General features: G+C 47.2%; 22 protein-coding genes and 1 tRNA gene. 3 read left to right on the top strand and 20 right to left on the bottom strand.

What is annotated here, in order from left to right; genetic code table 11:
* Positions 1–39: 39 nt before the first annotated feature.
* The 16 genes from SD450_RS04435 to SD450_RS04360 all read right to left on the bottom strand — a co-directional run bounded on the left by SD450_RS04435 (position 40) and on the right by SD450_RS04360 (position 14,967).
* Positions 40–1,038: a hypothetical protein gene (locus tag SD450_RS04435; protein ID WP_318343425.1), complete on the bottom strand. Its 999-nt coding sequence runs from the start codon at positions 1,036–1,038 to the stop codon at positions 40–42.
* Between the two features lie 97 nt (positions 1,039–1,135).
* Entirely contained in the window at positions 1,136–1,474 is a 339-nt protein-coding gene (locus SD450_RS04430; RefSeq protein ID WP_318343424.1) for a hypothetical protein, read from the bottom strand.
* A gap of 26 nt (positions 1,475–1,500) precedes the next feature.
* The gene (locus tag SD450_RS04425) at positions 1,501–2,514 is read right to left on the bottom strand and encodes a hypothetical protein (protein WP_318343423.1); all 1,014 of its coding nucleotides are present in this window, start codon (positions 2,512–2,514) and stop codon (positions 1,501–1,503) included.
* A gap of 25 nt (positions 2,515–2,539) precedes the next feature.
* A complete protein-coding gene (locus SD450_RS04420; RefSeq protein ID WP_318343422.1) occupies positions 2,540–5,401 on the bottom strand; it encodes a CHAT domain-containing protein in 2,862 nt (953 codons plus the stop codon).
* A 30-nt stretch (positions 5,402–5,431) separates the two neighbouring features.
* Positions 5,432–6,160, bottom strand: a complete 729-nt coding sequence (locus SD450_RS04415; RefSeq protein ID WP_318343421.1) for a hypothetical protein — start codon at positions 6,158–6,160, stop codon at positions 5,432–5,434.
* A 276-nt stretch (positions 6,161–6,436) separates the two neighbouring features.
* Positions 6,437–6,508 (bottom strand) — tRNA-Arg (locus tag SD450_RS04410).
* 107 nt (positions 6,509–6,615) lie between these two features.
* A complete protein-coding gene (locus tag SD450_RS04405; RefSeq protein ID WP_318343420.1) occupies positions 6,616–7,026 on the bottom strand; it encodes a response regulator in 411 nt (136 codons plus the stop codon).
* Positions 7,027–7,126: 100 nt separating this feature from the next.
* Entirely contained in the window at positions 7,127–7,540 is a 414-nt protein-coding gene (locus tag SD450_RS04400) for a DUF6691 family protein (protein ID WP_318343419.1), read from the bottom strand.
* Entirely contained in the window at positions 7,537–8,094 is a 558-nt protein-coding gene (locus SD450_RS04395) for a YeeE/YedE family protein (protein WP_318343418.1), read from the bottom strand. Before SD450_RS04395 ends, SD450_RS04400 begins: the two co-directional genes overlap by 4 nt.
* Positions 8,095–8,153: 59 nt before the next feature.
* Positions 8,154–8,357: a YgaP family membrane protein gene (locus SD450_RS04390; RefSeq protein WP_318343417.1), complete on the bottom strand. Its 204-nt coding sequence runs from the start codon at positions 8,355–8,357 to the stop codon at positions 8,154–8,156.
* An 11-nt stretch (positions 8,358–8,368) separates the two neighbouring features.
* Positions 8,369–8,674, bottom strand: a complete 306-nt coding sequence (locus SD450_RS04385; RefSeq protein WP_318343416.1) for a hypothetical protein — start codon at positions 8,672–8,674, stop codon at positions 8,369–8,371.
* 1 nt (position 8,675) lies between these two features.
* On the bottom strand, positions 8,676–11,870 hold the full coding sequence (locus SD450_RS04380) for an efflux RND transporter permease subunit (RefSeq protein ID WP_318343415.1): 3,195 nt from the start codon (positions 11,868–11,870) through the stop codon (positions 8,676–8,678).
* A gap of 15 nt (positions 11,871–11,885) precedes the next feature.
* Positions 11,886–12,974, bottom strand: coding sequence for an efflux RND transporter periplasmic adaptor subunit (locus SD450_RS04375; protein WP_318343414.1), 1,089 nt, complete (start codon positions 12,972–12,974; stop codon positions 11,886–11,888).
* A gap of 7 nt (positions 12,975–12,981) precedes the next feature.
* Complete coding sequence (locus tag SD450_RS04370) at positions 12,982–14,283, bottom strand: TolC family protein (RefSeq protein WP_318343413.1); 1,302 nt, start codon at positions 14,281–14,283, stop codon at positions 12,982–12,984.
* A gap of 175 nt (positions 14,284–14,458) precedes the next feature.
* Positions 14,459–14,587, bottom strand: a complete 129-nt coding sequence (locus SD450_RS04365; RefSeq protein ID WP_318343412.1) for a hypothetical protein — start codon at positions 14,585–14,587, stop codon at positions 14,459–14,461.
* A 173-nt stretch (positions 14,588–14,760) separates the two neighbouring features.
* Entirely contained in the window at positions 14,761–14,967 is a 207-nt protein-coding gene (locus SD450_RS04360; protein WP_318343411.1) for a YgaP family membrane protein, read from the bottom strand.
* Positions 14,968–15,089: 122 nt separating this feature from the next.
* Between SD450_RS04360 and SD450_RS04355 the strand changes: the two genes are divergently transcribed.
* The 3 genes from SD450_RS04355 to SD450_RS04345 are packed head-to-tail and all read left to right on the top strand — an operon-like array spanning position 15,090 to position 17,676.
* A complete protein-coding gene (locus SD450_RS04355) occupies positions 15,090–16,310 on the top strand; it encodes a sulfite oxidase (RefSeq protein WP_318343410.1) in 1,221 nt (406 codons plus the stop codon).
* A gap of 1 nt (position 16,311) precedes the next feature.
* Positions 16,312–16,764 carry a monoheme cytochrome C gene (locus SD450_RS04350; RefSeq protein WP_318343409.1) on the top strand — a complete coding sequence of 151 codons (453 nt, stop codon included), beginning with the start codon at positions 16,312–16,314 and terminating at the stop codon, positions 16,762–16,764.
* Positions 16,765–16,767: 3 nt separating this feature from the next.
* Positions 16,768–17,676, top strand: coding sequence for a sterol desaturase family protein (locus SD450_RS04345; protein ID WP_318343408.1), 909 nt, complete (start codon positions 16,768–16,770; stop codon positions 17,674–17,676).
* A gap of 26 nt (positions 17,677–17,702) precedes the next feature.
* On the opposite strand, the gene SD450_RS04340 is transcribed toward SD450_RS04345, so the two are convergent.
* The 4 genes from SD450_RS04340 to SD450_RS04325 form a co-directional block, all read right to left on the bottom strand.
* Positions 17,703–19,112, bottom strand: coding sequence for an MBL fold metallo-hydrolase (locus SD450_RS04340; protein ID WP_318343407.1), 1,410 nt, complete (start codon positions 19,110–19,112; stop codon positions 17,703–17,705).
* A gap of 57 nt (positions 19,113–19,169) precedes the next feature.
* On the bottom strand, positions 19,170–20,903 hold the full coding sequence (locus tag SD450_RS04335) for a SulP family inorganic anion transporter (protein ID WP_318343406.1): 1,734 nt from the start codon (positions 20,901–20,903) through the stop codon (positions 19,170–19,172).
* A 63-nt stretch (positions 20,904–20,966) separates the two neighbouring features.
* Complete coding sequence (locus SD450_RS04330) at positions 20,967–21,599, bottom strand: Crp/Fnr family transcriptional regulator (protein WP_318343405.1); 633 nt, start codon at positions 21,597–21,599, stop codon at positions 20,967–20,969.
* A gap of 137 nt (positions 21,600–21,736) precedes the next feature.
* Positions 21,737–22,807, bottom strand: a complete 1,071-nt coding sequence (locus SD450_RS04325) for a sulfatase-like hydrolase/transferase (protein WP_318343404.1) — start codon at positions 22,805–22,807, stop codon at positions 21,737–21,739.
* Position 22,808 lies beyond the last annotated feature (1 nt).

Below are 22,808 nucleotides of genomic sequence, written 5' to 3'. Positions count from 1 at the left end.
AGCATAATTTTTGAGGCGGGACGTACTTATTTTTCAAATTTAATCGGCCTTGTCCGCCAGTTTTTGCACCACGGCGTCCAAGTATGCATTCAACCCTTTTTCGGCACCTTCCAAATATTTTTTGGGATCACACTTTACAATGGAATAATTGGCCTTTTCCTGATGGTCCACACTCCACACGCGAAGCACTCCCATGTCGGTTCCCAATTTGTCCCGGTCCGGGGTTTGGGCCACATCGAATTTTTGCCGTTCCATGACCCCGGAGACCTCGACCCCTCCCCTGGGGACAAAATGGCCCATATCGAACATGATGCTGCTTTCCTCACTGATCACAAAGGTGGTCTCCGCTTTTACCCTCGCATTTCCGGCATGACGGTTCAGCGTTCTTGAAACCTCGCTTTGGCTGTCCTCAAAAACATTCACCACCAGAACGACCTTGTTGAAGATGAAATCAGTTTTTTGGTTCACTACCCTGCTTTCCGTGTTCCCTGCATAATCGGCAAAGCCTGCAAGGGGTATTGCATCTTTGCCCATGGTCCTGAACGGAACCACAAATTTCTGGGTGGTGGGCCTGGTGAGGATGGTACCGAATTCCTTCCCTTTTTCAGGGCCTTGGCCGGCAGTGAGTTCCCATCTTTTCTCACGGTTCTTTTCATACGCCTTGTGGTTCCAGAGTTCTTCGATAGGGGCAATCTCAAAACCTTTGGATTTCAAATCCGCCACATAGTCCTGAAATAATCGATCCGTCAATTTTTGGAGGTCATCAGGATCAAGGCCATCCAGCACCAAGGTCAGCGATGCCTTTGCATCTCCCTTGAGTCCTCCTCTCCAAAGCTTGCCCCCTTTTTTGGAATCTTCGAGACTAAGGGCCGTTTGGTAATTGACCTGAAAATCGGAGATCATCACCTTTTTGGGGCTTTTTCTATAGCTGAGATTGGCTGGGCCGAGGGTCTTGATCTTTACTTCGCCCACAGTTTGGGCGGAAACGGCAAAGATGGCAAACAGGAAAACTGCCATCGAAAAGGATATTTTCTTCATATGTTTTTAAGTTTGATTTGTTCTTTTCAGATTAGGACAAACATAGACCCGAACCCTTTGGCAATCAATACGGCAATTGCCGTAAAGTGCCCCCTGATCAAATATCAAAATAAAAATAGCCTAGGAGGCCGATGCCACATGCGGTGCAGATCAATATGGCATTGATGCGGCGCAACTTCGGGTTCAGGTCCTTGTATGTGGCGTATCCCTGCAAACAAACGGCCAAAACCAATACCGGTAAACTGATGTACAGGTTAAAGAGATAGAACCACAACCAACTGGTGCAAAGCGCCCAGGTGGCCAAAGCAGAGGTCAACGGGGGAATACATCGGTCCATGCGCCCGACCGTTTCGTCCGGAAAACGGAAATATAAAAAAGTGGAAAGCAACACCATTGGCCCGATCAATGCAATCAACAAAAGAACAATCCCAATCATGAGTCATCGGTTTGGTCGATATTGCACTATACCAGGTAAAATTCTTCTTGGTCCCTAGTCAATAGGCTAATGGGCATATTTCCATATTGTGTGAAGTATATGGTGATGCCGTCCCCCGTGGAAAGCTTGTCGTACAACACTGTATTCACTGTGATTGTTCCTTGGGTAGTTCGTATGCTGTTCGAGTTGGACCTTCGGTTGGAGGTGATGGTAAGTTTGTCCTCCACCAATGCGGCCACTCCTTTTTTATGGGCACTGAATGTATTCCTTCGGTAATTTCTATGGGCCCTATAAAGTTTGAAGGCCTGATATAAGGGAACCGCCCAAATTGGAAAAAGAAACACCGCAAAGCCCCAAAACCCACTGACTAGCAACAAAATTCCTATGGAAACGAACGGAGCGGCCAGGAACAAACGTCTTTTTAACGCTGCGTGCCAAATTCTTTTAAGGGCCTCAAAGTCCTTTGGGGTATAACGGGTATGTGGAATCCGTTTTTCAAGGAACCTATCCGTATCCGTACGGGGAAGGGGATCATTTGTTGCATCGGACTGGGAAAGAATATCGAGTTTGAGCGTCCTTTTGGATTTGGGTGCCCGGTCTATCACCACGTCCACCCCTACCTTTACTTGGGCATATTCCCTGTAGTCCACCGAAAACTCCTCATCATCCAGATAGAGGTAATACTGCCTGGTGGTCCTCGTTTTCCCTCCTGCTCCCGATCCGCCGCCCGTGGTCTGCACGTTGAGCCTTTTGTCCGTTACCTTCCCTGAGATGCGATGTTTTATCCCGCGGCGTAAATCGATGGCAGTGGTGCCAATCATATAGGCGATGATGCCAAAAAAGAACAGACAAAAACCGATGAACACATACATCACCACGGTATCCCCTACAAAACTGGTCTTGAAATCCTTGAACACAAAGGAAATGAACAGCAGGAACATCCCAATCACGACCACGGGGAACGCCAACATGGCAAACAGTTGTTGCCTGAGTTTTTTGAAGTCGGCGGGTTCTAGGGGTAAATGCTCCTTTACTGGCATTGAAAATGTCTTTTTGAGAAGGATATCAATACCCGGTGTAGATGAATGGTGCCCAAAAATAAGGGTGGGACTGGTCGCCATACAATCCTTTGATGAAGTTGCGTTTCACTTCGGCCAAGGCCGTGGGTGTGGCCATGCTCTTGTTGAACATCCTATCATAGAGTTCCACGCTCAAAAACATGGTTCCTGAATCGCTAACGCTCCACAGGGAGGTCAAGGTGCTGCTCACCCCTGCATTGAAAAGGGCCTGGTTGAGTCCCTTGATACCATCGCCCGGCGATTCAATGCCCAAGCCGGTCTGGCAGGCGCTCAGCATCACAAAATCGATGGGAAGGTTCAGTTTTTCCACTTCACCCACGACGAGCATGCCATCTTCCCCATCCACAGGTGTGGGTTTCACCGTCATGGCGAAGGCGCTCAAATCAAATACATAAGGGTGCACACTGGCATGACTGGAAAGATGGAGTGCACGGTATTTGCCCAGTTCGTTGGCCCTGCTCATCCGTTTGAGTTCGTTCTCGGTCATCATACTATCGAGTCGAGTGTCCGTAAGCGGTACTTGTTTCTGAATTAATACCACCTCATTTCTTCCTCCCTGCAAAAAGCTCATGGGTTCTTTCCCTTGAAAGGTAGCAAAGGCATAGTCCAAGGGCAGACCTTTTTCCAAGTCTTCGCGAACCCGGTATCGCAACTTTTCAAGGTCGCCGATGGAACTTAAAGGTGCCTTAGGAGCCGAATGCAGCTCATAGGTAGCCCCACCAAAGGCCAAAACATTCTTTTCAAACTTCTTCTTGGGTTGTTTTCTGAGGCTGTACAGCAAGGAGGCACTCGGGATGTAACCTATCTCGAACCGCTCGGCCAAGTAACGGCCCTGACCATCGATCAACGCATCAAATGGAATGGTGCCTGTCAATCCTTCGGGACTTATGGCAAGCTTGGTGACACCCTGCAATTTATCCTCCAATCCATCTATAAAAGTGATATAGAATCGGCGGAGCAGGTCCGGCATCTTCTCTTTTTGATAGAACACATATTGCCCATCCACCACTTTGGCCTCCATGTGCTTGCGCAGGTATTGGGTCATCAGTTTGAATTCCCCAGGGGCAAACATCCCATCTTTTCTTGTCTTCGTCCCGTTCAGATAATCCAAATTGGGTTGGCGGAATTCGTTCGTGGCCATTTCCTTTTCCAGTTCGATGAGTTCTTTGTCGTCCGACAACAAATCGGCAAAGGCCCCGGCGGATCTATTGTATTTTACGGTGACATCATTCTTGCGTACCAAACACATCAAATAGGTCCCCTCATAGGTACTTCCTTTGGACACATCGATAAAGGACAGGTAGGCTTCATTGGCTCCCAGAACGGCCTGAAGTTCTTTCAATGGGAGTTGTTTTATAGTGCTCCTTTTATCGTTCAAAAGGGAATAGGAGCGGTTGGATTCAATAACGTCATAGATTTTATCGAACTGCCGAGTCTCATAATAGGAGGCGGCCAAATTACCGTTTATCCGTTGGAACTTGTCCAAATAGCCCCTTTGGGCCAAGATGGAAAGTCCTTCCAGTATTTTTATTTCCTCTTCTCTGGCTTTTTCAAATTGATGGGCAGCTTCGGCATATTTTTTTAGCCCGACCAATGTCAATCCGTCATTATAGGCATTGCCCGTTAAGGCCACAGCTCCTTCACCAAGAATATTTTCTGTAGCGGACAGCCCGTCCGTCACAAAAGCGGCGTATGACTGATTTTCCATCCCGGGAATTTTTAGGAACTCCTGGGCCTTTTTACGTATGGCCTTTCCTTTTTCCACATCTTTGTTGAAGGCATAGGCACGCAGCAACACATAATAGGCTTCGGCAACATATTCGGGCGATTTCAGCTTGGGTAACAGATTGATGTAACCATCCGAAATTTGGGCGGCCTCGTCATATTTTTGCTGCCCGGTAAGTGCCAGGACCGTATAGAAATAGGTTTTTGCCAGCACGGCCGTGGAGGGAGCCTTCCCTTTGAGTTCATCGATCATGAAGCTACTGGAGGCCAATACCCGATCCCACCGTTTTAAAGCCGCCTGCACCCGTGCCAATCTTAAAAAAGCCCTATACCTTGAGGGCAAAGAATAGTTTTTCTGGTCAAAAACGATTTTTTCCAAATGTGGTTCCAATTTCTGCCCGAAGGAAAAATTGACTTTTTCCGACAACTGGGCCATAGAAACCAAGGCTTCGGTATAGAGGGATCTGGAAATCAAGCCTTCTTTCACCGCTTTTTCGGCATTTACCCAATCGGACAGTATTTTTTCGGCGGCCGCATTTTGGGCTATGTCCTCATAGGTGGCCCCTAAACTGGAGGCCAGGTTTTCAAAAGCGGCCTTGGCCCGAGTTATGCTCCGGTTGTTATAGTCAGATAGAAATCCGTTCGCCATCTGCACTGTTGCGGACAATTGCGGGTATTTGGCCAAGGAATTCACATAATCGCTCAATGCCTGTTGGTCCCGTTGCATGGTCGCCTGATCTTGGCCCACGGCCTGCTTGTTTTCCAAAAAGAGCTTGGCCTCAGTTGGCCTATTCGCAAATACGGAATAGGTGAACCCATAAAAACCGGTCTCCGGATTGTAGCTGTCAAAGGCCATGGCCCATTGCGAGAACATCACCGCATCATCGGGTCTGTTGCTTCCATACAGGGCACTTGCCATCCAACCAAAGGTTTTGGAATTTTCAGGATAGGTTTCCAACAGTTCCCCTGCGGATACCAATCGGGCATTGTTGTTCCTCAATCTGCCCGCTTCCAAATAGGCGGCATAGCCGGGATGTGATGTGGGATCGTTCGGGGGAATGGTCAGTTGTGACCAACCACATAGATGGGCACAAAGGAACGCCACTAACATAAAGTTTCGCATGGTACGCTTTTAAAATGATGTTTGGAAAGACTATAAAGATGTTGTCAACTGACCGTCCTTGTACATGGCGGCCTCGTGGGTGTTGTTCTGGTTCCTTTTGAGGTATTGCCCGCTTATGGCACCATTTTGCATTTGCATGATTTCCTTGCTTCCATCAAAATGCCATATCATTTGTAGGCCATCAACAATACCTTCGACGAACTCTGAAAAAATGATTTTTTTCTCCGACATCAAGAATTCCATGGTCATACCATTCTTTTGCCCATTTTTCCAATTGCTGTAAACGGCATCGTTGCCATTCACCTTGACCCCCTTGCCGTTTTCACAGTTGCCCATCACGCAGGGTGAAATGCCTGTGGTCACCAACGGGCTGTTGCTGACATGTTTGTCATTTTGGTAATCCCTGAATTCGTATCCTGCTTTGTTCCTGATCACATGCAGTCCTTCCCGTTTTCCATCCACAAAAAACCCGAAGGCATACATGTTTCCTTCGCTTTCGTAGCTGAAGAAACCTTCCTTCTTTCCATTTTTGAACATGCCCCAATACTTGCCAAAGTCGCCGGTCTCGTTGCCTATTCCCTGCAAAAGCTGATTTTCATGGAAACCGACCTGATAGCCAATTTCCTTGTTGCCTTCCGAAAGTGTTGCAAAGCCATATCCGTTTTGGCAATCGCCTTTGACACATTTGATGCTTTGTTGGGCAGATGTAGTCAAGGTTGAAAGTGCTACAAAGGCCAAAATCCATCTAAATTTTCCCATGGTAGTTGGTTGTTAAACAGTTATGGCACAAACCTAAGGGGAAATAAAAACCGCCTCAATACGGCAATTGACGTATTTATGATATTATAATCGGGAATGTTGTTGCGGTTGGCTTATCGGAATAGCTCCGTAAATCTTGGATGGGGTCGGTAAAAATTTATTCGGAGTGGAAAAAGAAAAAGTAGCCTCGGCAAGAATCATTTCGGCTACGCTCAATATGGACTTCGCTTCAAAGCTTCGCTTTTGGTGCTTTCGCACCTTTGCGATGCTATTTTGTAGCCTCGGCAAGAATCGAACTTGCATCTAAAGTTTAGGAAACTTCTATTCTATCCATTGAACTACGAGGCCATTTGCATAATGGAGTGCAAAAATATGTTTTTTTGGAAAACTTTCCACGAATCAATGCTTTCATCACCCCGAAATATGAAAAAAACTGTCCAAAAAAGCTGCTTTTCTTAAAGTGCACTGCGCTTTTTTCCCTCTTCCTTAAGGATTTTGTCCAAAAAGGAACGGGACAATGGCTTATCAATATAGCCCGATATGAGCTTGTGGTCCTTGGCAATGCTGCGGTCACTTGAATTTACAAAGGCAGATAGCACATACACACTGGGCAGCTCATGGCCCGTGAACAAGTTCTGTAGGTTGTGGAGAAAGTCCCAACCGCTCATTCCACCCATGACCAGGTCCAAAAAAATAATGTCCGGGAGTTTGTTGCTGTTTTCCAGTAGTTCGAGACAGGATTTTAGTCCTTCCTCACCGCTGGAGCAGGTAATGATATCGAAATTCCCATTGGATTGTTGAATGCAGTAGCGGGTCGCAAATTGCGACACCAGATCATCGTCTATGATACAGGCGGTAAGCTTCATTCCGGATTTAGATGGATTTGGGTTGCCAGCAAAGCTAAACTCTTGCCCGTACCGAGCCATCCAAAATCGTTGTTTTGCCCAAAATCCCGTTGAGAAAGCCTTAATGGGGCAATTTATCCCTCAAAATTCCATACATAAAGGCTCCCAATACCGCTCCAACAAGTACGATGAGAATGGGCCAATACCCTGCTCCAACCAAAATGTATATGGGTCCGGGGCACGCACCTGCCAAGGCCCATCCCAACCCAAACAGCGTTCCGCCAATGATATAACGGGTGAAAGACCTTACCTTCTCCTCTATTCGAATGGGTTCCCCAAAAAACGATTTCGCTTTAGTTCTTTTGATCCATTGGACCAAAACAATGCCAACTGCCAATGCCGAGCCAATGATGCCGTACATATGGAACGAATCGAACTGGAACATTTCATAGATACGGAACCAAGACGCAGCTTCCGATTTGTAGAGGATTACCCCTAAAAAGGTCCCTATGATGATGTACAATACACTTTTCATGAGCCAAAGATTAAGGGGAACAATAAGTGGACCATGATCAGTCCGCCTAGAAAAAAGCCGATGACGGCGATCAGCGAAGGCCGTTGTAAATTGCTCAAACCCGAAATGGCATGTCCCGAGGTACAGCCTCCTGCATATCTTGTGCCGAAGCCGACCAAAAAACCGGCTATCAGAAGTATCATCCACACCTTGGGATCGGCCAGCGACTCTATGCTGAAGAGTTCAGTAGGCAGATAGGCAGACCCCGCGCTTTCAAAACCGAGTTGGTTCAACTTGGTGACGGTCTTTTCCGAAATTTCGACCGCAGGATTGGGGGAAAGCACCTGTGCTCCCAAAAATCCGCCAATCACAGAGCCCAATACGACCAGAAGGTTCCAACGTTTGGATTTGATATCCACCTTAAAATAGTCCGTAAACTTGCCTGCACCGCCAATGGAACAAAAAGTCTCCAAGTTGGAAGACATGCCAAAGCGTTTCCCCATCAGGATCAAAACGGCCATGACCAAGGCTATGAGCGGCCCCGCTACGTACCAGGGCCAAGGTTGATAAAGCATTCTCGTGAAGTTTTTGGTAAAGGTCACGAAAATGCCTTACATAACAAACAATGTGGGAGTTAACAACAGTTTTTATCGGAGTTGGAAACCCCCAATTTCTTCAGGATGTCTTCCAACAGGCACCATTTGGTCAAGGAAGATTGCAACAAATTGGCCCCCACAAAGGCCGTGAACCACAACCAGTTGATGTTCACATAAATGGCCAAGGCCAAACTCATCAGGATAAACGTACCTGCCACACCCCTTACAATTCTATTTCTCATTTTTGATTTTTTTAAACGGTTCTTTCAATGGGAACTTCAACGGCCCTGATGGGGTTGGTGGTTCCAGTCTTCGTATTGAACTCTTTCAACAACTTGAAAAATTCAGTGACTTTCTCTTCTTCGGTGAAGGAAAAAAACAGGTTGGAGGCCGCCCCTCCCTTCTCACTTGGGAACCAACTATTGGTGTAGAACAACGGAGGCGTGTTCTTGTACCCATCTATATCGGAACCGCTAAAATTTTCTATCCCTGCTTTTTTGAATAAGTTGAAAACTTCCTTTTCGTATTCTTCAACGGTGGTAACAATGATCATTTTCATATCAATCATAATTTTTACGTTCAATCATATAATACACCAATGGCACCACCAAAAGGGTCAAAATGGTCGACACTATGGTTCCGCCCATGAGTGAAATGGCCAATCCCTGAAAAATAGGGTCGAACAAGATCACAAAAGCTCCGATAACAACGGTACCCGCCGTAAGAAGGATGGGTGTGGTACGGACCGCTCCAGCCTCGATTACCGCTTGTTTCAATGGAATACCCTCATTCAACCTTAGGTTGATGAAGTCGATGAGCAACACCGAGTTCCGCACCATGATCCCCGCCAGGGCTATCATCCCGATAAAAGAAGTTGCTGTAAAAAATGCCCCCAACATCCAGTGGCCCAGCACAATTCCGATTAAGGAAAGTGGAATCGCCACCATCATCACCATGGGCGCCTTAAAGTTTTGGAACCATCCCACAATCAACATGTAAATGATTACAATAACTCCCAAAAAGGCAATGCCTAAATCTCGGAACACCTCCAAGGTAATCTGCCACTCCCCATCCCATTTCACGGTATAGTCATCCTCAAACTGGGGTTGTTCCATATAGAGTTCGTTCATGTTGTAACCTTCGGGCAATTCCAATTGGTTCAACTTGTCCGTCATGCCCAAAATGGCATATACGGGGCTTTCCAACTCTCCTGCCATATCGGACATTACATACACTACCCTTTTTTGATTTTTTCGATAGATGCTCTTCGCCTTGGTGCCTTCGTTGATGGTCACCAAGTCTCCCACAGCAATCATATTGCCTTGCTGTGAGGCTACCTTCAATTGTTTGATGGCATCCAAGGTGGATTTATCCTTTTCGCTGATGGAAAGCACAATCCCAATCTGATCAAAGGAATTTTCATCATACACGTGGGATACCGGCATTTCTCGGAAAGCCATACCCATGACCTGAACGATTTGTTGTGGCGTAACTCCGTAGAGCATGGCCTTTTCCTTGTCCACTTCAAAATTGTATTCCACTTGGTCGTCCTCAACCATCCAATCCACATCCACCACATCGGTAGTGTTGTTCAAAATGCCTTTTACCTTATCCGCAACTGCAATCTGTTCGTTATAATCTGGACCATATACTTCGGCCACAATGGTTGACAATACCGGAGGGCCTGGTGGCACCTCAACAATCTTGATATTGGCATTATACTTTTTGCCGAGTTCTTGAATTTTTGGTCTGAGCAATTTGGCAATATCATGACTTTGCTCGCTACGATCGTGTTTGTCGGTAAGGTTGACCTGAATGTCGGCCATATTGCTGCCGCCTCTCAAGTCATAATGCCTTACCAATCCGTTAAAGGTGATAGGAGCAGAAGTCCCCGCATAGCTCTGATAATTCATCACTTCGGGTCGAGTTGACAAATAGGCCCCAATTTCCTTGGCCACTGCCGAAGTACGTTCCAAAGTAGTCCCTTCGGGAAGGTCTATGACCACCTGAAACTCGTTCTTGTTATCAAAAGGCAACATTTTAACCGCCACCGATTTGGTAAAGAACATGGCCACGGAACCGAACAACAGAACCACCGTGATACCGATGAACAACCATCTTTTTTTACGGCTCTCGATCAAGGGTTTTTCAAATCGCTCATACGCTTTGTAAATGAAGGTATCCTGAATCTCAACGGGTTCTTTTTCCTCTTCTTTTTTCTTGTCCTTTTCCCTTAGGAAGATATAGCCCAAATACGGGGTTATGGTCAACGCCACGAACAAGGACAACAACATGGCTATGGAGGCACCGATGGGCATTGGGGACATGTAAGGCCCCATCAATCCAGATACAAACGCCATGGGCAATACGGATGCAATTACGGTAAACGTGGCCAAAATGGTCGGGTTACCTACTTCGTTGATGGCATAGAGTGCCGCATCCTTGAAGGGCAAGCGTTTCATCTTAAAGTGGCGGTGCATGTTCTCCGCTATGATGATGGAGTCATCCACCACGATACCCGTTACGAACACCAAGGCGAACAAGGTGATACGGTTCAAGGTGTAGTCCAGCATGTAGTAGCTCAACAATGTCAATGCGAAGGTGATCGGCACGGAAAGGAACACTACAAGGCCTCCTCTCCAACCCATGGCCAACATCACCACAAAGGTCACTGCGATGATGGCACCGATCAAGTGCATCAACAGTTCGGATACTTTTTGCGAAGCGGTTTCCCCATAGTTTCGGGTCACTTCCACATGAACGTCATCTGGAATCAAATTCTTTTTCAAATGTTCCACTTTCTCCAATACCACATCGGCAATCTTCATGGCATCGGCCCCTTTTCGCTTGGCTATGGAAAGGGTCACCGCTGGATACTCTGATTGGTATTCCAATGATTTCTCGCTGGCGGCGCCAAATCCAAGGGAAACATAGTTTTTGGGCAATTCCGGCCCATCCAAAACGGTGGCCACCTGCTTCAAATAGATGGGTTGACCTTGTTTGGTTCCCACGATCAAGTTTTCCAAATCCTCTTTGGTCTCCAAGAACTTCCCGGTTGCAATATGGAACTCGGTATCGTTGTTCAAAAAGCTACCGGAATCCATCTGCTGGTTGTTGGCCTTGATCATTTGGGCAACCGCCAAAAGGTCAATTCCGGATTCGGCCATTTTATCCTTGTCCACCACAATGCGAAGCTGGCGGCTACGGCCCCCTATCTTTTTAGTGATGGAAACCCCGTTTACTTTCTCGATCTCGTTGATCAGTTCCCCAGAGATTTCACGCAATTGGAAATCATTGTATTCATCGCTCCAAAGCGTCAATGCCAACATGGGCACATCATCAATGGCACGGGTCTTTACCAAAGGCATGGTGACCCCTTCGGGCATTTGGTCCATATGCTTGTTGATCTCATCGTACAAGCGTACCAAGGAACGTTCAATATCCTCACCCACATAAAACTGCACAATGGCCATTCCCTGCTCCTGCATGGAAGTGGTGTACACATACTCCACCCCCTTTATGTTGGATATGATCTTTTCCAGCGGTTTGGTGATCCTGGATTCCACCTCGGTTGGGCTGGCCCCTGGATACCCCACAAATATGTCCGCCATGGGCACATCGATCTGTGGCTCCTCTTCCCTTGGAATCAGGAAGGAACTGTACACTCCGATGACCATGAACACGATCATCAAGAGTACTGTTAACTTGGAGCTGATGAACCCTCTCGCTATTTTGCCTGCAAGTCCGTCTTTCATTGTTCCTTTTTTAGGTTATTGAATGGTTACTTTAGCTCCATTGTATAGTTTACCTTCGGCAGAAACGATGTACGTTTCACCTTGAGATAGGCCGGACAATACTTCCACCTCATCTCCGTAGGTCTCGCCCAAACGCAACCAACGCAATAGGGCCACATTGTCTTGACCCAGAGTGTAAACCCCTGTCAACTGGCCTTTATGCACCAAGGCCTTCGACGGAACAGTAACTATGTCACTCCCGTTACTTTCTTGCTCCGTCTCCAGCCTAATATTTGCATACATCCCTGACAATATCCTGGCATCCGTTTGATCCAATTGTACTTTCATCAAATACTGTCCGCCCGTGTTTTGGGCAGAGGCACTCAATTCAGTTACTTTTCCTGTAACGATGGTATCCAAGGCTTTGACCTGGACTAAGGCTTTCGTTCCCACTGCAATTCCAGATATGTTGTTCTCGGCCACTTTGGTTACTACTTCAAATCCTCCTGGAGATTCTACGGAAACCAAGGGCACCCCTGGGTTGGCCATATCGCCTTCGTCTATGTAGGTATTGGTCACCACTCCGCTGAATGGGGCACGAATGTTGGCGTAGGCAAATTGGGAATTGACCTCATTCTTCATTTGGTTCGCCGATTCCAATCGGGCCTTTGCCATTTCGTAACGGGCGGTCATATCATCCAGTTCCTTTTGGGAAGCACTGTTTTCGTTGAAGAGATTCTGGAATCTTTCGTAATCTTTCTTTGCATTGTTGAAAGCCACTGTGGCCTCGGCTATTGAGGCTTCCACCTGCGCTTTTTTGGCACGTAGATCCACATTGTTAATGGAAATCAACAAATCCCCTTTGTTTACTTTTTGGCCAATTTTTACGGGCAACGATTCCACGTAACCCATCATCCGGGTACTGAGTGTGGCATTGTTCAAGGCGGTTATCTGTCCGCTTCCGGCCAAAATGGTGTTACTGTCACCTGTTTCCACTTCGGCAACGGTCACGGGAACAGCCGGTCCACCGTCCTGTTTCTGCTCCTTGTCACTTCCGCAGCTTGCAAGGGTAATGCCCAATGCAAGGGCGATAAAGGCATTTTTATATATCGTAGTGTTTTTCATATCGCAATTATTCTTTGGTTAAAAATGTCAATAGGGATTGTGCTTGATTGTATTCAAAAATGGTCTGGTAATAGGCCAGTTGTTTTTCAGCATAGGTAGCTTCGGCCATCAATAGATCGGTAGTTTTTTCCAAACCCTCTTTAAATCGGTTTGTACGAATCCTCAACGATTCCTCGGATTGCTCCATGGCCAATTTTGAGGTCTGGAGCCTGCTCTGGGCATCTTCGACCATCCGCTTGGTGCGTTGAAGCTCCATAGTACTTTTGGCGACGTATTGTTCGTATTCTTGTTTCGCTTTCTCATAGCTTGTTTTGCTCTTTCCTGCTTTAGCAAAGCGCTGCGATCCTTTAAAAACATCCCAACTCAGACTTGCTCCAATAATGTATCCCTTGGCATCGGCCTGAAAAATTTGGTCATCATACATCTCATAGCTGGCAAAGGCATTCAACCGAGGTAAAAAGGTCATGTTATCGGCCTTCATGTTGGCCTTGTACGCTTCGGACACCAAATCCATGGCCTTTACATCTGCCCTATTTTCCAATGAACCGTCCATAGTTTCGCTAAAATCGTTCGGCACCAACTCTTCAGATGGTTCATAGACGACGTCCTCCTGTTCGTTCATTAAAAATGATAGATAGTCGGATGCGTTTTTCACATTGCTCTTGGCCGTTTTCAACTGATCGGAAACCTCAGTGACCCGAACTTTTACTTCCAACAGATCCGCTTTTTGAAGTAATCCTTGATTATAACTGTTCTGTGCCATGTTCAAGTTGGCATCTGCAGCTTCGTAGGCTTTTTGCAATACCTGTACCGCTCTGTGGGCCAATTGCAATTGTCCATATGCCTTTTGGGCTTCAAAATTGAGATAATCCCTGGTCCGCATGGCCTGGAGTTCCTTGGCTTCCATGGTGGTCTTGGCAGCTTTACGTTGATAAAAACCGTCCAGATTGATCAAGGGTTGTTCCACCGAAACTTTGGTGGCATAGTTCTGGATCTGGTCAGGGTCGTTCAACAAGGCAGGGTTAAAATCTGCCTGTGTCAATATCTCTTGGTTCAGTTTGGAACCGAAAGCCATCAATGGGTTTGTGGTCGCCATTCCCGTATGTGACACAGCGATCTGTGGCAAAAAAATGGAACTTGAAAACCGGTAGTCATATTTCGCCATCTTGGCTTCCTGCTCGGATACCTTAATACTGGCATTGGACTCCTGTACCTTTGCCAATACTTCTTCCAGAGAAATTGGGACAGGGTTCTGGGCATGTGCCAGCTGTATCAAACCAAATGCGATAAAAGTGAAAATATGCCTCATTTCTATTCTGTTTTGAGGCAAAATTAAGATGGTACAACTGCGCCCACAGTAACTTTGGTTACCTTGAAATCCAAATGGCACGGGAGCTGTCAATGGCCCCAACAGTAACTGTTCCTAATGGTCAACCCACCATCAAGAGCACAAAAAAAATATGAGTAGTAGAAGGAAGAGATATTTATTTTTTGCCACTGTTCATCATCAGCAGAACAGCAAGGACCAAGGCCACGGAAACAGCACCAAATACAGCGATCATAATGATGCCGTTCTCCCAAGAGACCAAGGCAAAGGATAAAAATGTTTTCATAAGTATGGGTTTTACAAAGCTAAAAGTAAAGGTAATCTTACTTTCAAATCATGACAATTCTCATGTTTGGGATCCTATCGATACTCAAATGCCATAACAGCTTTCAAAATCTTTGGTAAAAAACAAAAGCCGCCCCATAACAGAGCGGCCTTGTATCAACCAACCAAGAAAACTTAGTTTTTGACCTTGCATGTATTGATCCCCAAAAGGGTGTACAAAGGGCAAAAACTAACAAAGCTTGTCAGGACAAATATGGCCGCCAAGGTCAACAGCACATATGCCAAAGTTCCTGTGATCACATTGAAGTAGTACAGAACTACTACTACAAGTGCCAAGATTATCCGAATCGTGCGGTCCGCGCCGCCCATGTTTTTTTTCATGATCTTCAGTTTTTGATGCTTCCCAAAGCATGACTTCAAAGGTAGGAATCCATCCAACAGCAAAAGGTAACATGGGTTACATAGCTTTACTTATTTTTACGGTACATTTAATTCTTTGTTTGATGAAAAGGAGGGAATTCACTCTGGGAATATCATTGGCCAGCATGGCGAGTATCTTGGGTGTTGAGATTGTATATGGAAGTCTCATGCCCGAAGGATACCGTCCTTTGGGCCTTCAGGACCCAGACCCTTTTACCATGTTCCACAAGGACAAGGAAATGGTCGTTTTGAATGACCGCCCTTGGAACATGGAGGCAAAGGCCCATCTATTGAACGATAGGGTGACGCCGAACCAATACATGTTCATTCGAAACAATGGAAACATCCCTGAAAGCATTGATGTGTCCAAATGGACCCTTACCATCGATGGAGAGTCCGTTAAACGCCAAAAAACCTATTCACTTTCCGAACTAAAATCCAAGTTTCGGCACCATACCTACCAATTGACCTTGGAATGTGGCGGAAATGGCCGAAGCGAGTTCAATCCGCCGGCCAAGGGAAACCAATGGACCGTTGGGGCAATTTCGTGCGCCGAATGGACCGGGGTTCGTTTGCGCGATGTGCTGGAGGATGTCGGAATCACATCCGATGCCGTTTACATTGGCTACCATGCCGCGGATACCCATTTGAGCGGCGATCCGAAAAAAGAACCCATCTCCCGGGGCGTTCCCATTGCCAAGGCATTGCAAGACGAAACCCTGCTCGCCTTTGCCATGAACGGTGAGGACATCCCTCTGGCGCACGGTCATCCATTGCGATTGGTCTGTGGTGGTTGGCCCGCTTCCACATCGGGCAAATGGCTCACACGCATCAGCGTCCGAAATAAAGAACACGATGGAGAAAAGATGGGCGGCAGTTCGTACCGGGTACCCTGTGAGACCGTGGCTCCTGGTAGTGAAGTGGACGATGCCAACATGTGCATCATCGAATCCATGCCCGTAAAATCGTTGATCACATTTCCCAAAAGCGGTGCATTGATCAAAAATGGAAAATCCTTGACCATAAACGGACATGCATGGGCCGGAGAGCTTGAGGTCTCCAAAATGGAATATTCCATTGATTTTGGAAGCACTTGGCATTCTTGCTCACTCGAAAAACCCGCAAACCGATTGGCATGGCAACATTTCAAGGCCACGATTTCCTTCCCACAGAAGGGATATTATGAAATTTGGGCCAAGGCCACGGACTCCAATGGAAAGGGGCAACCTATGGTTTTGCCTGGATGGAACCCCAAAGGCTACCTCAACAATGCCTGTCATCGCATAGCGGTCAAAATCGTTTAGGATGATGGAGGATTTTCGAAAACAGGTCGGTGCACTGTCCAAAGCACTTTGGGCATTTTTGGGAGTGATCGTGGTCCTTTTCGCAGGACTTTTCTATTGGGCGAACCATACCCCTCCCCCAACCTATGAAGAAGTTCCGATGAAAGAAGCTGTTGCCGATTTCGACCAAATTGAAAACGGTGTCCATGTGGCCACCGGTTTTGTGGTGGATGAAGGGATGGAGGCAACCATCCAGAACTGTACCGGTTGCCATTCCGCCAAATTGGTGACCCAGAACAGAATGGACCTGGAGGGGTGGAAAGCTACCATTGAATGGATGCAGGAAACCCAAAACCTATGGGATTTGGGGGCGAACGAAACACTGATTTTGTCCTATTTGTCAAAAAACTATGCCCCAAAAGAGCAGGGAAGAAGGCAAAACTTGGAGAATATTGATTGGTATGAACTAAAGTGAACTATGGAAGCTTATGTAGATGCCTTTATGAACGGTTTTTGGGGAACGGTCAAGTGGACCTGGAAATCCATTTGGTTCGAAGTGCCTTGGTACACCAACTATTTCTGGGGTCTCATCTTGATTTCCCTACTGGTCTGGGGCTTGGAAATCCTATTCCCTTGGCGTAAGGAACAATCTGTTTTCCGAAAGGACTTTTGGCTGGATGCCTTTTATATGTTCTTCAATTTTTTCCTATTCGCCATCGTCATCAATGGGGTGTACAAGCTGCTTGGCGTCCTTTTTTTGAATTTGGGCATTTCTTCCAAAACGTTGGTCCTCTTGGAAATGGGCCATTGGCCGCAATGGGCACAGCTCTTGGTGTTTTTTATCATTTTGGATTTTGTGCAATGGTTCACCCATATATTGTTGCATAAATATCCCGTGCTCTGGGAGTTCCACAAAGTGCACCACAGCGTCAAGGAAATGGGGTTTGCGGCACATTTGAGGTACCACTGGATGGAAAACATCCTCTACAAGCCGCTAAAGACCTTGGGGGTGATGGTATTGGGAGGGTTTGAGCCTGAGCAGGCCTATGTTGTGCATTTTGCCGCCATTGCCATTGGGCATTTCAACCATTCCAACATCAAACTGACCTATGGTCCGTTGAAATATATCCTGAACAATCCCGTGATGCACCTGTACCACCATGCCTATACCATCCCCGAAGGTTCTTATGGGGTGAATTTTGGGATCAGTCTGAGTATTTGGGACTATCTGTTCAAAACAAATTACATTCCGGAGAGCAGTGGGAAAATTGAACTCGGTTTTCCGGGCGATGAGAAACTGCCGAAAGGATTCTACGGCCAATTGACCTATGGTTTCAAAAGAAGAAAAGTACCACGACCCCTATCGCAAATAAAAAAGGCCCGATAAAGGGCCTTTTCTTTTGTCTTTCTTCTTTATTTCAAGGTGGTAGGACACACATAGTCCGTTACAGGGATCCCGGCCTTTTTGATGTCGGCAAAACCTCCTGCCACATCGACCAGGTTATGGATGCCCCTGCTCTTGAGGATGGAAGAAGCGATCATGCTCCTATAGCCTCCCGCGCAATGCACATAAAAGGTTTCCTTCTCTGGAAATTCCGCCAAATGGTCGTTGATGAAGTCCAACGGGGTCAGATGGGCATCCTCCACATGCTCCGCAATGAACTCGGATTCCTTCCTCACATCATACACAGGCACCCCTTTTTCCATAAGGGTTTCCAATTGCCCAGCATTCACGCTGTCCACCGTATCGATTTCCTTGCCCGCTTCTTTCCAAGCCGCAATGCCTCCTTTCAGATAGCCCAAGGTATGGTCAAAACCGACCCTTGAAAGCCGGGTAACAGTCTCTTCCTCCCTGCCTTCGGGGGTCACGAGGAGTATGGGTTGCTTCACATCGGCGATCAATGCGCCTACCCAAGGGGCAAAGCTTCCATCCAGACCGATGAATATGGAGCGGGGCACATGCCCTTTGGCAAAATCATCTTGATGGCGAACATCAAGAACCATAGCACCGGTTTCGTTGGCGGCTGTTTCAAAAGCCTCTGGTGTCAGGGCCTGCGTACCTCTTTCCAGAACGGTGTCAATATCTTCGTAACCTTCCTTGTTCATTTTCACGTTCAAGGGGAAGTATTGTGGGGGCGGCAAAAGGCCATCTGTCACTTCTTTTATGAATTCTTCTCGGGTCATGTCTGCCCTTAGGGCATAATTCATCTTTTTCTGGTTGCCCAAGGTATCCACCGTTTCCTTCATCATGTTCTTTCCACAAGCGGAACCGGCTCCGTGGGCCGGATATACGATCACATCATCGGCCAAGGGCATGATCTTGCTGCGAAGGCTGTCGAAAAGGGTTCCGGCCAGCTCTTCCTGGGTCATATGGGCCGCTTTCTGCGCCAGGTCCGGACGACCTACATCCCCTAGGAACAAGGTATCCCCACTAAAAATGGCATGGTCCTTTCCTGACTCGTCCTTCAGCAAAAAAGTGGTGCTTTCCATGGTGTGTCCCGGGGTGTGCAGCACTTTGATGGTCAATTTTCCCAAAGGGAACTCCTGTCCATCCTTGGCAATAATGGCTTCAAAAGCGGGTTGGGCCGTTGGGCCATAAATGATCGGTGCGCCCGTTTCCTTGGAAAGGGTGACGTGACCGCTCACAAAATCGGCATGGAAATGGGTCTCAAAAATGTACTTGATGACGGCTCCTTCGTCCTTGGCCCTTTTCAGATAGGGCTCCACTTCGCGAAGTGGGTCTATAATGGCAGCTTCTCCTTCACTTTCAATATAATAGGCTCCTTGCGCCAAACATCCGGTATATATCTGTTCTATTTTCATCTCCTCTGATTTTTCATCAAAATTAATAGGGTGCAGCGTACTGCACAGTCACCAAAGTTACAAACTCTTTGTCTTGGACTGTAATGTTATCTTTTTTTGCATGACACTCCTTTCCTTCTTTTCGGAACAGGAAGCCACCGCGTCAAAGGTCTGGACAAACAGGTTTTCCTCCCCTAGGATATCAACGATTCCGCTACTGTACAGAATGTCCCTTGTGGGGCCTATGGCCGCAGCGATCATAAAGTGGATTCCTCTTTGCCTAAAGTCCAAAATCAGGCGTTCCAGCATGGCCGCTGCGCTGCTATCTATATAGTTGATGGGTTCCGCATTCAGGATGATATACTTCAGAACGGGGCCCTTTTTCGCCATTTGCCGATAGAGTTGCTTTTTGAAATAATCCTTGTTCCCGAAATACAATTGGGCATCGAACCGTATGACCAGTTTGTCGGCATCCACTTCAACATCTCCCGAAAAACGGTCGATATTCTTGAAATAGTTGGTGCCCTTGATTCTTCCCAAGACCGCCATGTGCGGTTTGGATATTCGATACACCACCAGCATCAGGGACAGCAATACCCCGAACAGGATTCCCTCCATCAACCCGATAAAGAGTGTCATCAAAAAAGTGGCGGCCAGCAGCAGGAACTCGTCCTTTCTGTTTTTCCAGAGGGCCAAAGGGTATTGAATATCGATAAGTCCTATCACGGAAACGATGATGATGGCACCCAAGATCACTGCGGGCAGGTTATAGAACAAAGGGGTCAGGAATAGCAGTACCCCTGCAATGATCAGGGTGCTGATGATCAGGGACATTCCCGTCTTGGCCCCGGCCTGATCGTTCACTGCGGTCCTAGAGAAACTTCCCGATACTGAAAAAGACTGGAAAAACGACCCCAAAACATTGGAAAGGCCCAATGCCAGAAGTTCCTGATCGGGATCCAGTTCGTATTCCGGATGTTTTTCCTCAACGGTCTTGGCGATGGAGACGGACTCCATGAACCCGAACAATGCCACGGTGATGGCAATGGGCATCAGTTGGCCCATCTTGTCCCACTGGAATTCAGGGGCCTGAAAACCGGGAAGCCCTTTTGGAATATCGCCCACAATGTGGATTCCCTTGGTCTCCAAGCCAAAAATTACCACGGCCAAGATGCCAAGGACCACCATTAGCAATGGAACCGGCAGTTTTTTGTTGAACTTGTTCAACAGGAATATCAATGCGATGGACCCCACGCCAAGTCCAAAGGTAAGCCAATGGATATACCCCAAACTTCCGATGATATTGGGGATCAGTTCATGTACCCTGCTGGTCTGTTCAAAATTGGTGCCCAATATATGGTTCAATTGTCCCAAGCTGATCAAAATGGCGGCGGCCGATGTAAATCCACTGATGACCGGTTTGGACAAAAAGTTGACAAAGAAACCCATCCTGAAGAAGCCCATTAAAAGTTGCAGCCCCCCAATGAGCAGCGTCAAGAAAAGTACGGCGGCCACATAGTCCTCTTCGTTGAGCAACCGCAGGGCACCTACGCCGGTTGCGACCAACAAGGAATCCATGGCCACCGGGCCAACGGCCAACTGTCGGGACGTTCCCATGAGGGCATACACCAACTGCGGCACCAAAGCGGCATATAGTCCATAAATAGGGGGCATTCCCGCAATCATGGCATAGGCCATTCCCTGTGGCACCAACATGATTCCCACGGTAAGGCCTGCAGTGAGGTCCCCGCGCAGCAGTGCCTTGTTGTATGTGGCCATCCATGCTAAAAATGGAAAGAACCTCTTGATCATGCGGTAGGTTTTATACAAAAATAGGGAGCCCAAGGGCAACCCACGGTAACTTAGGGCACAAAGTTACAGGTCCACCACTTGGATATAACTTCTGTGCAGCACCAGTTTTTTCATTTTTTCGAGCTTTTTCAACAATCTGGAAACCACGACCCTTGAGGTATGCAGGTCATAGGCAATCTCTTGATGGGTGCTCTGGATCTTGTTGTCATTGGTCACTTCCACCTTCTTTTTGAGGTAGTCCACCAAACGTTGGTCCAAATTCTTGAACGCAATGCTGTCCACGGTCTGCAACAGCTCGTTCAGGCGGTTATGGTAGCTTTCGAAAACGTAGTTGCGCCATCCTTTGTACTTGCCCATCCATTCCTCCATTTTCTGCACGGGAACCATCACAATGCTGGTATCGGTCTCGGCAATGGCCCTGATCTCGCTCTTGGTCTGTCCCATACAGCAGGCCATAGTGACCGAACAGGTCTCCCCTTGTTCGAGATAGTACAAAAGTAGTTCGTCCCCTTCCTCATCTTCCCTAAGGACCTTTATGGCCCCGGACAACAATAGGGGTATACTCCTGATGTACTGGCCGATATCCATGATGGTCTCGCCCGCTGGCACCTCCACAAGTTTTCCTACTTCCAAAATCTCCTCCATCAGTGGTTGTTCAAAATGTCCCCTGAACGTCTCTAAAAGTTCTTCTTTCATGGTGTAGAAATCGCCCTCCTAAGGTAACCATTTTGAAAAAAAGATGGGCTGTTTTCGCATTCCCATCAATTGCAAGGCCCATACCTTAAGGTATGGGCCTTGAACATACTAATTAACTGAAATAAAACCTACTTAAACTAAAGCTTTAGGGGCAACCCTTTCATTTCTTTGGGTACAGGGACGTCCAATATCTTCAATATGGTGGGTGCGATCTGATCGGAATGCAATTGTTCTTCTTGTTTTACCTCGCCCAGGGCTTTGATCCCCTTTCCAAAAGTGACCATCCAGACCTCATTGGCCCCTTTGATATCACTCCCGTGGCTTCTCCAAGTATCCAAAGGTTCGGTTCCCCTACCGTGGTCGGTAGTGATGATAAAAACGGTTTGGTCCTTATAAAAATCATCCTGTTGGGTAAAGTCCCATAGCTCCTTGATCAAAGCATCTGTGTTGTGGGCCGATTTCAGATACGCTTGATAATCGCCATCGTGGGCGAAGTCATCCGTTTCCCCATAAGAGACAAATACCAGCTTCGGATGCGCTTTTTTCATGTGCTCCAAGGCATAGTGATGGGTGAAGGCATCCAAACGAACGCTGCCCCAAGGACTTGGAATTTGAACCTGAAGTTGGTTCAGGAATTTTTCCCTTTCGGTGAGATTTTCGGTGGCCGTTTCAAAACCGGCATTCACAGGAACACCGGAACGCTCCTCGTTGATGATGGACGGAAACACATCCCAACTGCCAAAGGCGGCCACTTTATCCTTGCCCTTCGGGGTGTTATTGTAGCGTTCCAAAATGGTGGTATTGGGATTGGGCACCTTATCATTGCTGCGGATGTTCTTGTCATCGGCAGCCCCGGTCAGGATTTCGTTGTAGCCTGGATAGGAAAACCATAGGGTGTTGGTCAGGTCCACTTTGCTCCCCAAGTTCCTGTTGCCGTGCAATTGGCCCATTTTGGAAACTTTGGCCCAGAAAAAGGGCATCAAAGCTTCTCTTCGCTCGTGGGGGGTTTCTTTCCAAAAAGACGCTTTCAACGCGTCCATTTCGTGAACATAGGTTTTATTGCCGATCAATAGGGAATCGGCACCCGTGAAGAGCTCTTGCCAACGGTAGCCATCCAAAGTAATCAAAATGACCTTGGTGTCGGAATCCTGTGCATTGATCTTTAGAAAAGCCGCTAGGGCAACAAAAAGTAATATCTTCTTTTTCATC

It is taken from the genome of Flagellimonas baculiformis (assembly GCF_033441575.1).
Classification (GTDB): Bacteria; Bacteroidota; Bacteroidia; order Flavobacteriales; family Flavobacteriaceae; genus Flagellimonas; species Flagellimonas baculiformis.
This window is presented reverse-complemented; position numbering and strand designations above follow the sequence as displayed.

Coding starts and splice junctions, on each gene's coding strand:
- SD450_RS04435 (WP_318343425.1), bottom strand. CDS start 1,038: ATGAAGAAAATATCCTTTTCGATGGCAGTTTTCCTGTTTGCCATCTTT.
- SD450_RS04430 (WP_318343424.1), bottom strand. CDS start 1,474: ATGATTGGGATTGTTCTTTTGTTGATTGCATTGATCGGGCCAATGGTG.
- SD450_RS04425 (WP_318343423.1), bottom strand. CDS start 2,514: ATGCCAGTAAAGGAGCATTTACCCCTAGAACCCGCCGACTTCAAAAAA.
- SD450_RS04420 (WP_318343422.1), bottom strand. CDS start 5,401: ATGCGAAACTTTATGTTAGTGGCGTTCCTTTGTGCCCATCTATGTGGT.
- SD450_RS04415 (WP_318343421.1), bottom strand. CDS start 6,160: ATGGGAAAATTTAGATGGATTTTGGCCTTTGTAGCACTTTCAACCTTG.
- SD450_RS04405 (WP_318343420.1), bottom strand. CDS start 7,026: ATGAAGCTTACCGCCTGTATCATAGACGATGATCTGGTGTCGCAATTT.
- SD450_RS04400 (WP_318343419.1), bottom strand. CDS start 7,540: ATGAAAAGTGTATTGTACATCATCATAGGGACCTTTTTAGGGGTAATC.
- SD450_RS04395 (WP_318343418.1), bottom strand. CDS start 8,094: ATGCTTTATCAACCTTGGCCCTGGTACGTAGCGGGGCCGCTCATAGCC.
- SD450_RS04390 (WP_318343417.1), bottom strand. CDS start 8,357: ATGAGAAATAGAATTGTAAGGGGTGTGGCAGGTACGTTTATCCTGATG.
- SD450_RS04385 (WP_318343416.1), bottom strand. CDS start 8,674: ATGAAAATGATCATTGTTACCACCGTTGAAGAATACGAAAAGGAAGTT.
- SD450_RS04380 (WP_318343415.1), bottom strand. CDS start 11,870: ATGAAAGACGGACTTGCAGGCAAAATAGCGAGAGGGTTCATCAGCTCC.
- SD450_RS04375 (WP_318343414.1), bottom strand. CDS start 12,974: ATGAAAAACACTACGATATATAAAAATGCCTTTATCGCCCTTGCATTG.
- SD450_RS04370 (WP_318343413.1), bottom strand. CDS start 14,283: ATGAGGCATATTTTCACTTTTATCGCATTTGGTTTGATACAGCTGGCA.
- SD450_RS04365 (WP_318343412.1), bottom strand. CDS start 14,587: ATGAAAACATTTTTATCCTTTGCCTTGGTCTCTTGGGAGAACGGCATC.
- SD450_RS04360 (WP_318343411.1), bottom strand. CDS start 14,967: ATGAAAAAAAACATGGGCGGCGCGGACCGCACGATTCGGATAATCTTG.
- SD450_RS04355 (WP_318343410.1), top strand. CDS start 15,090: ATGAAAAGGAGGGAATTCACTCTGGGAATATCATTGGCCAGCATGGCG.
- SD450_RS04350 (WP_318343409.1), top strand. CDS start 16,312: ATGATGGAGGATTTTCGAAAACAGGTCGGTGCACTGTCCAAAGCACTT.
- SD450_RS04345 (WP_318343408.1), top strand. CDS start 16,768: ATGGAAGCTTATGTAGATGCCTTTATGAACGGTTTTTGGGGAACGGTC.
- SD450_RS04340 (WP_318343407.1), bottom strand. CDS start 19,112: ATGAAAATAGAACAGATATATACCGGATGTTTGGCGCAAGGAGCCTAT.
- SD450_RS04335 (WP_318343406.1), bottom strand. CDS start 20,903: ATGATCAAGAGGTTCTTTCCATTTTTAGCATGGATGGCCACATACAAC.
- SD450_RS04330 (WP_318343405.1), bottom strand. CDS start 21,599: ATGAAAGAAGAACTTTTAGAGACGTTCAGGGGACATTTTGAACAACCA.
- SD450_RS04325 (WP_318343404.1), bottom strand. CDS start 22,807: ATGAAAAAGAAGATATTACTTTTTGTTGCCCTAGCGGCTTTTCTAAAG.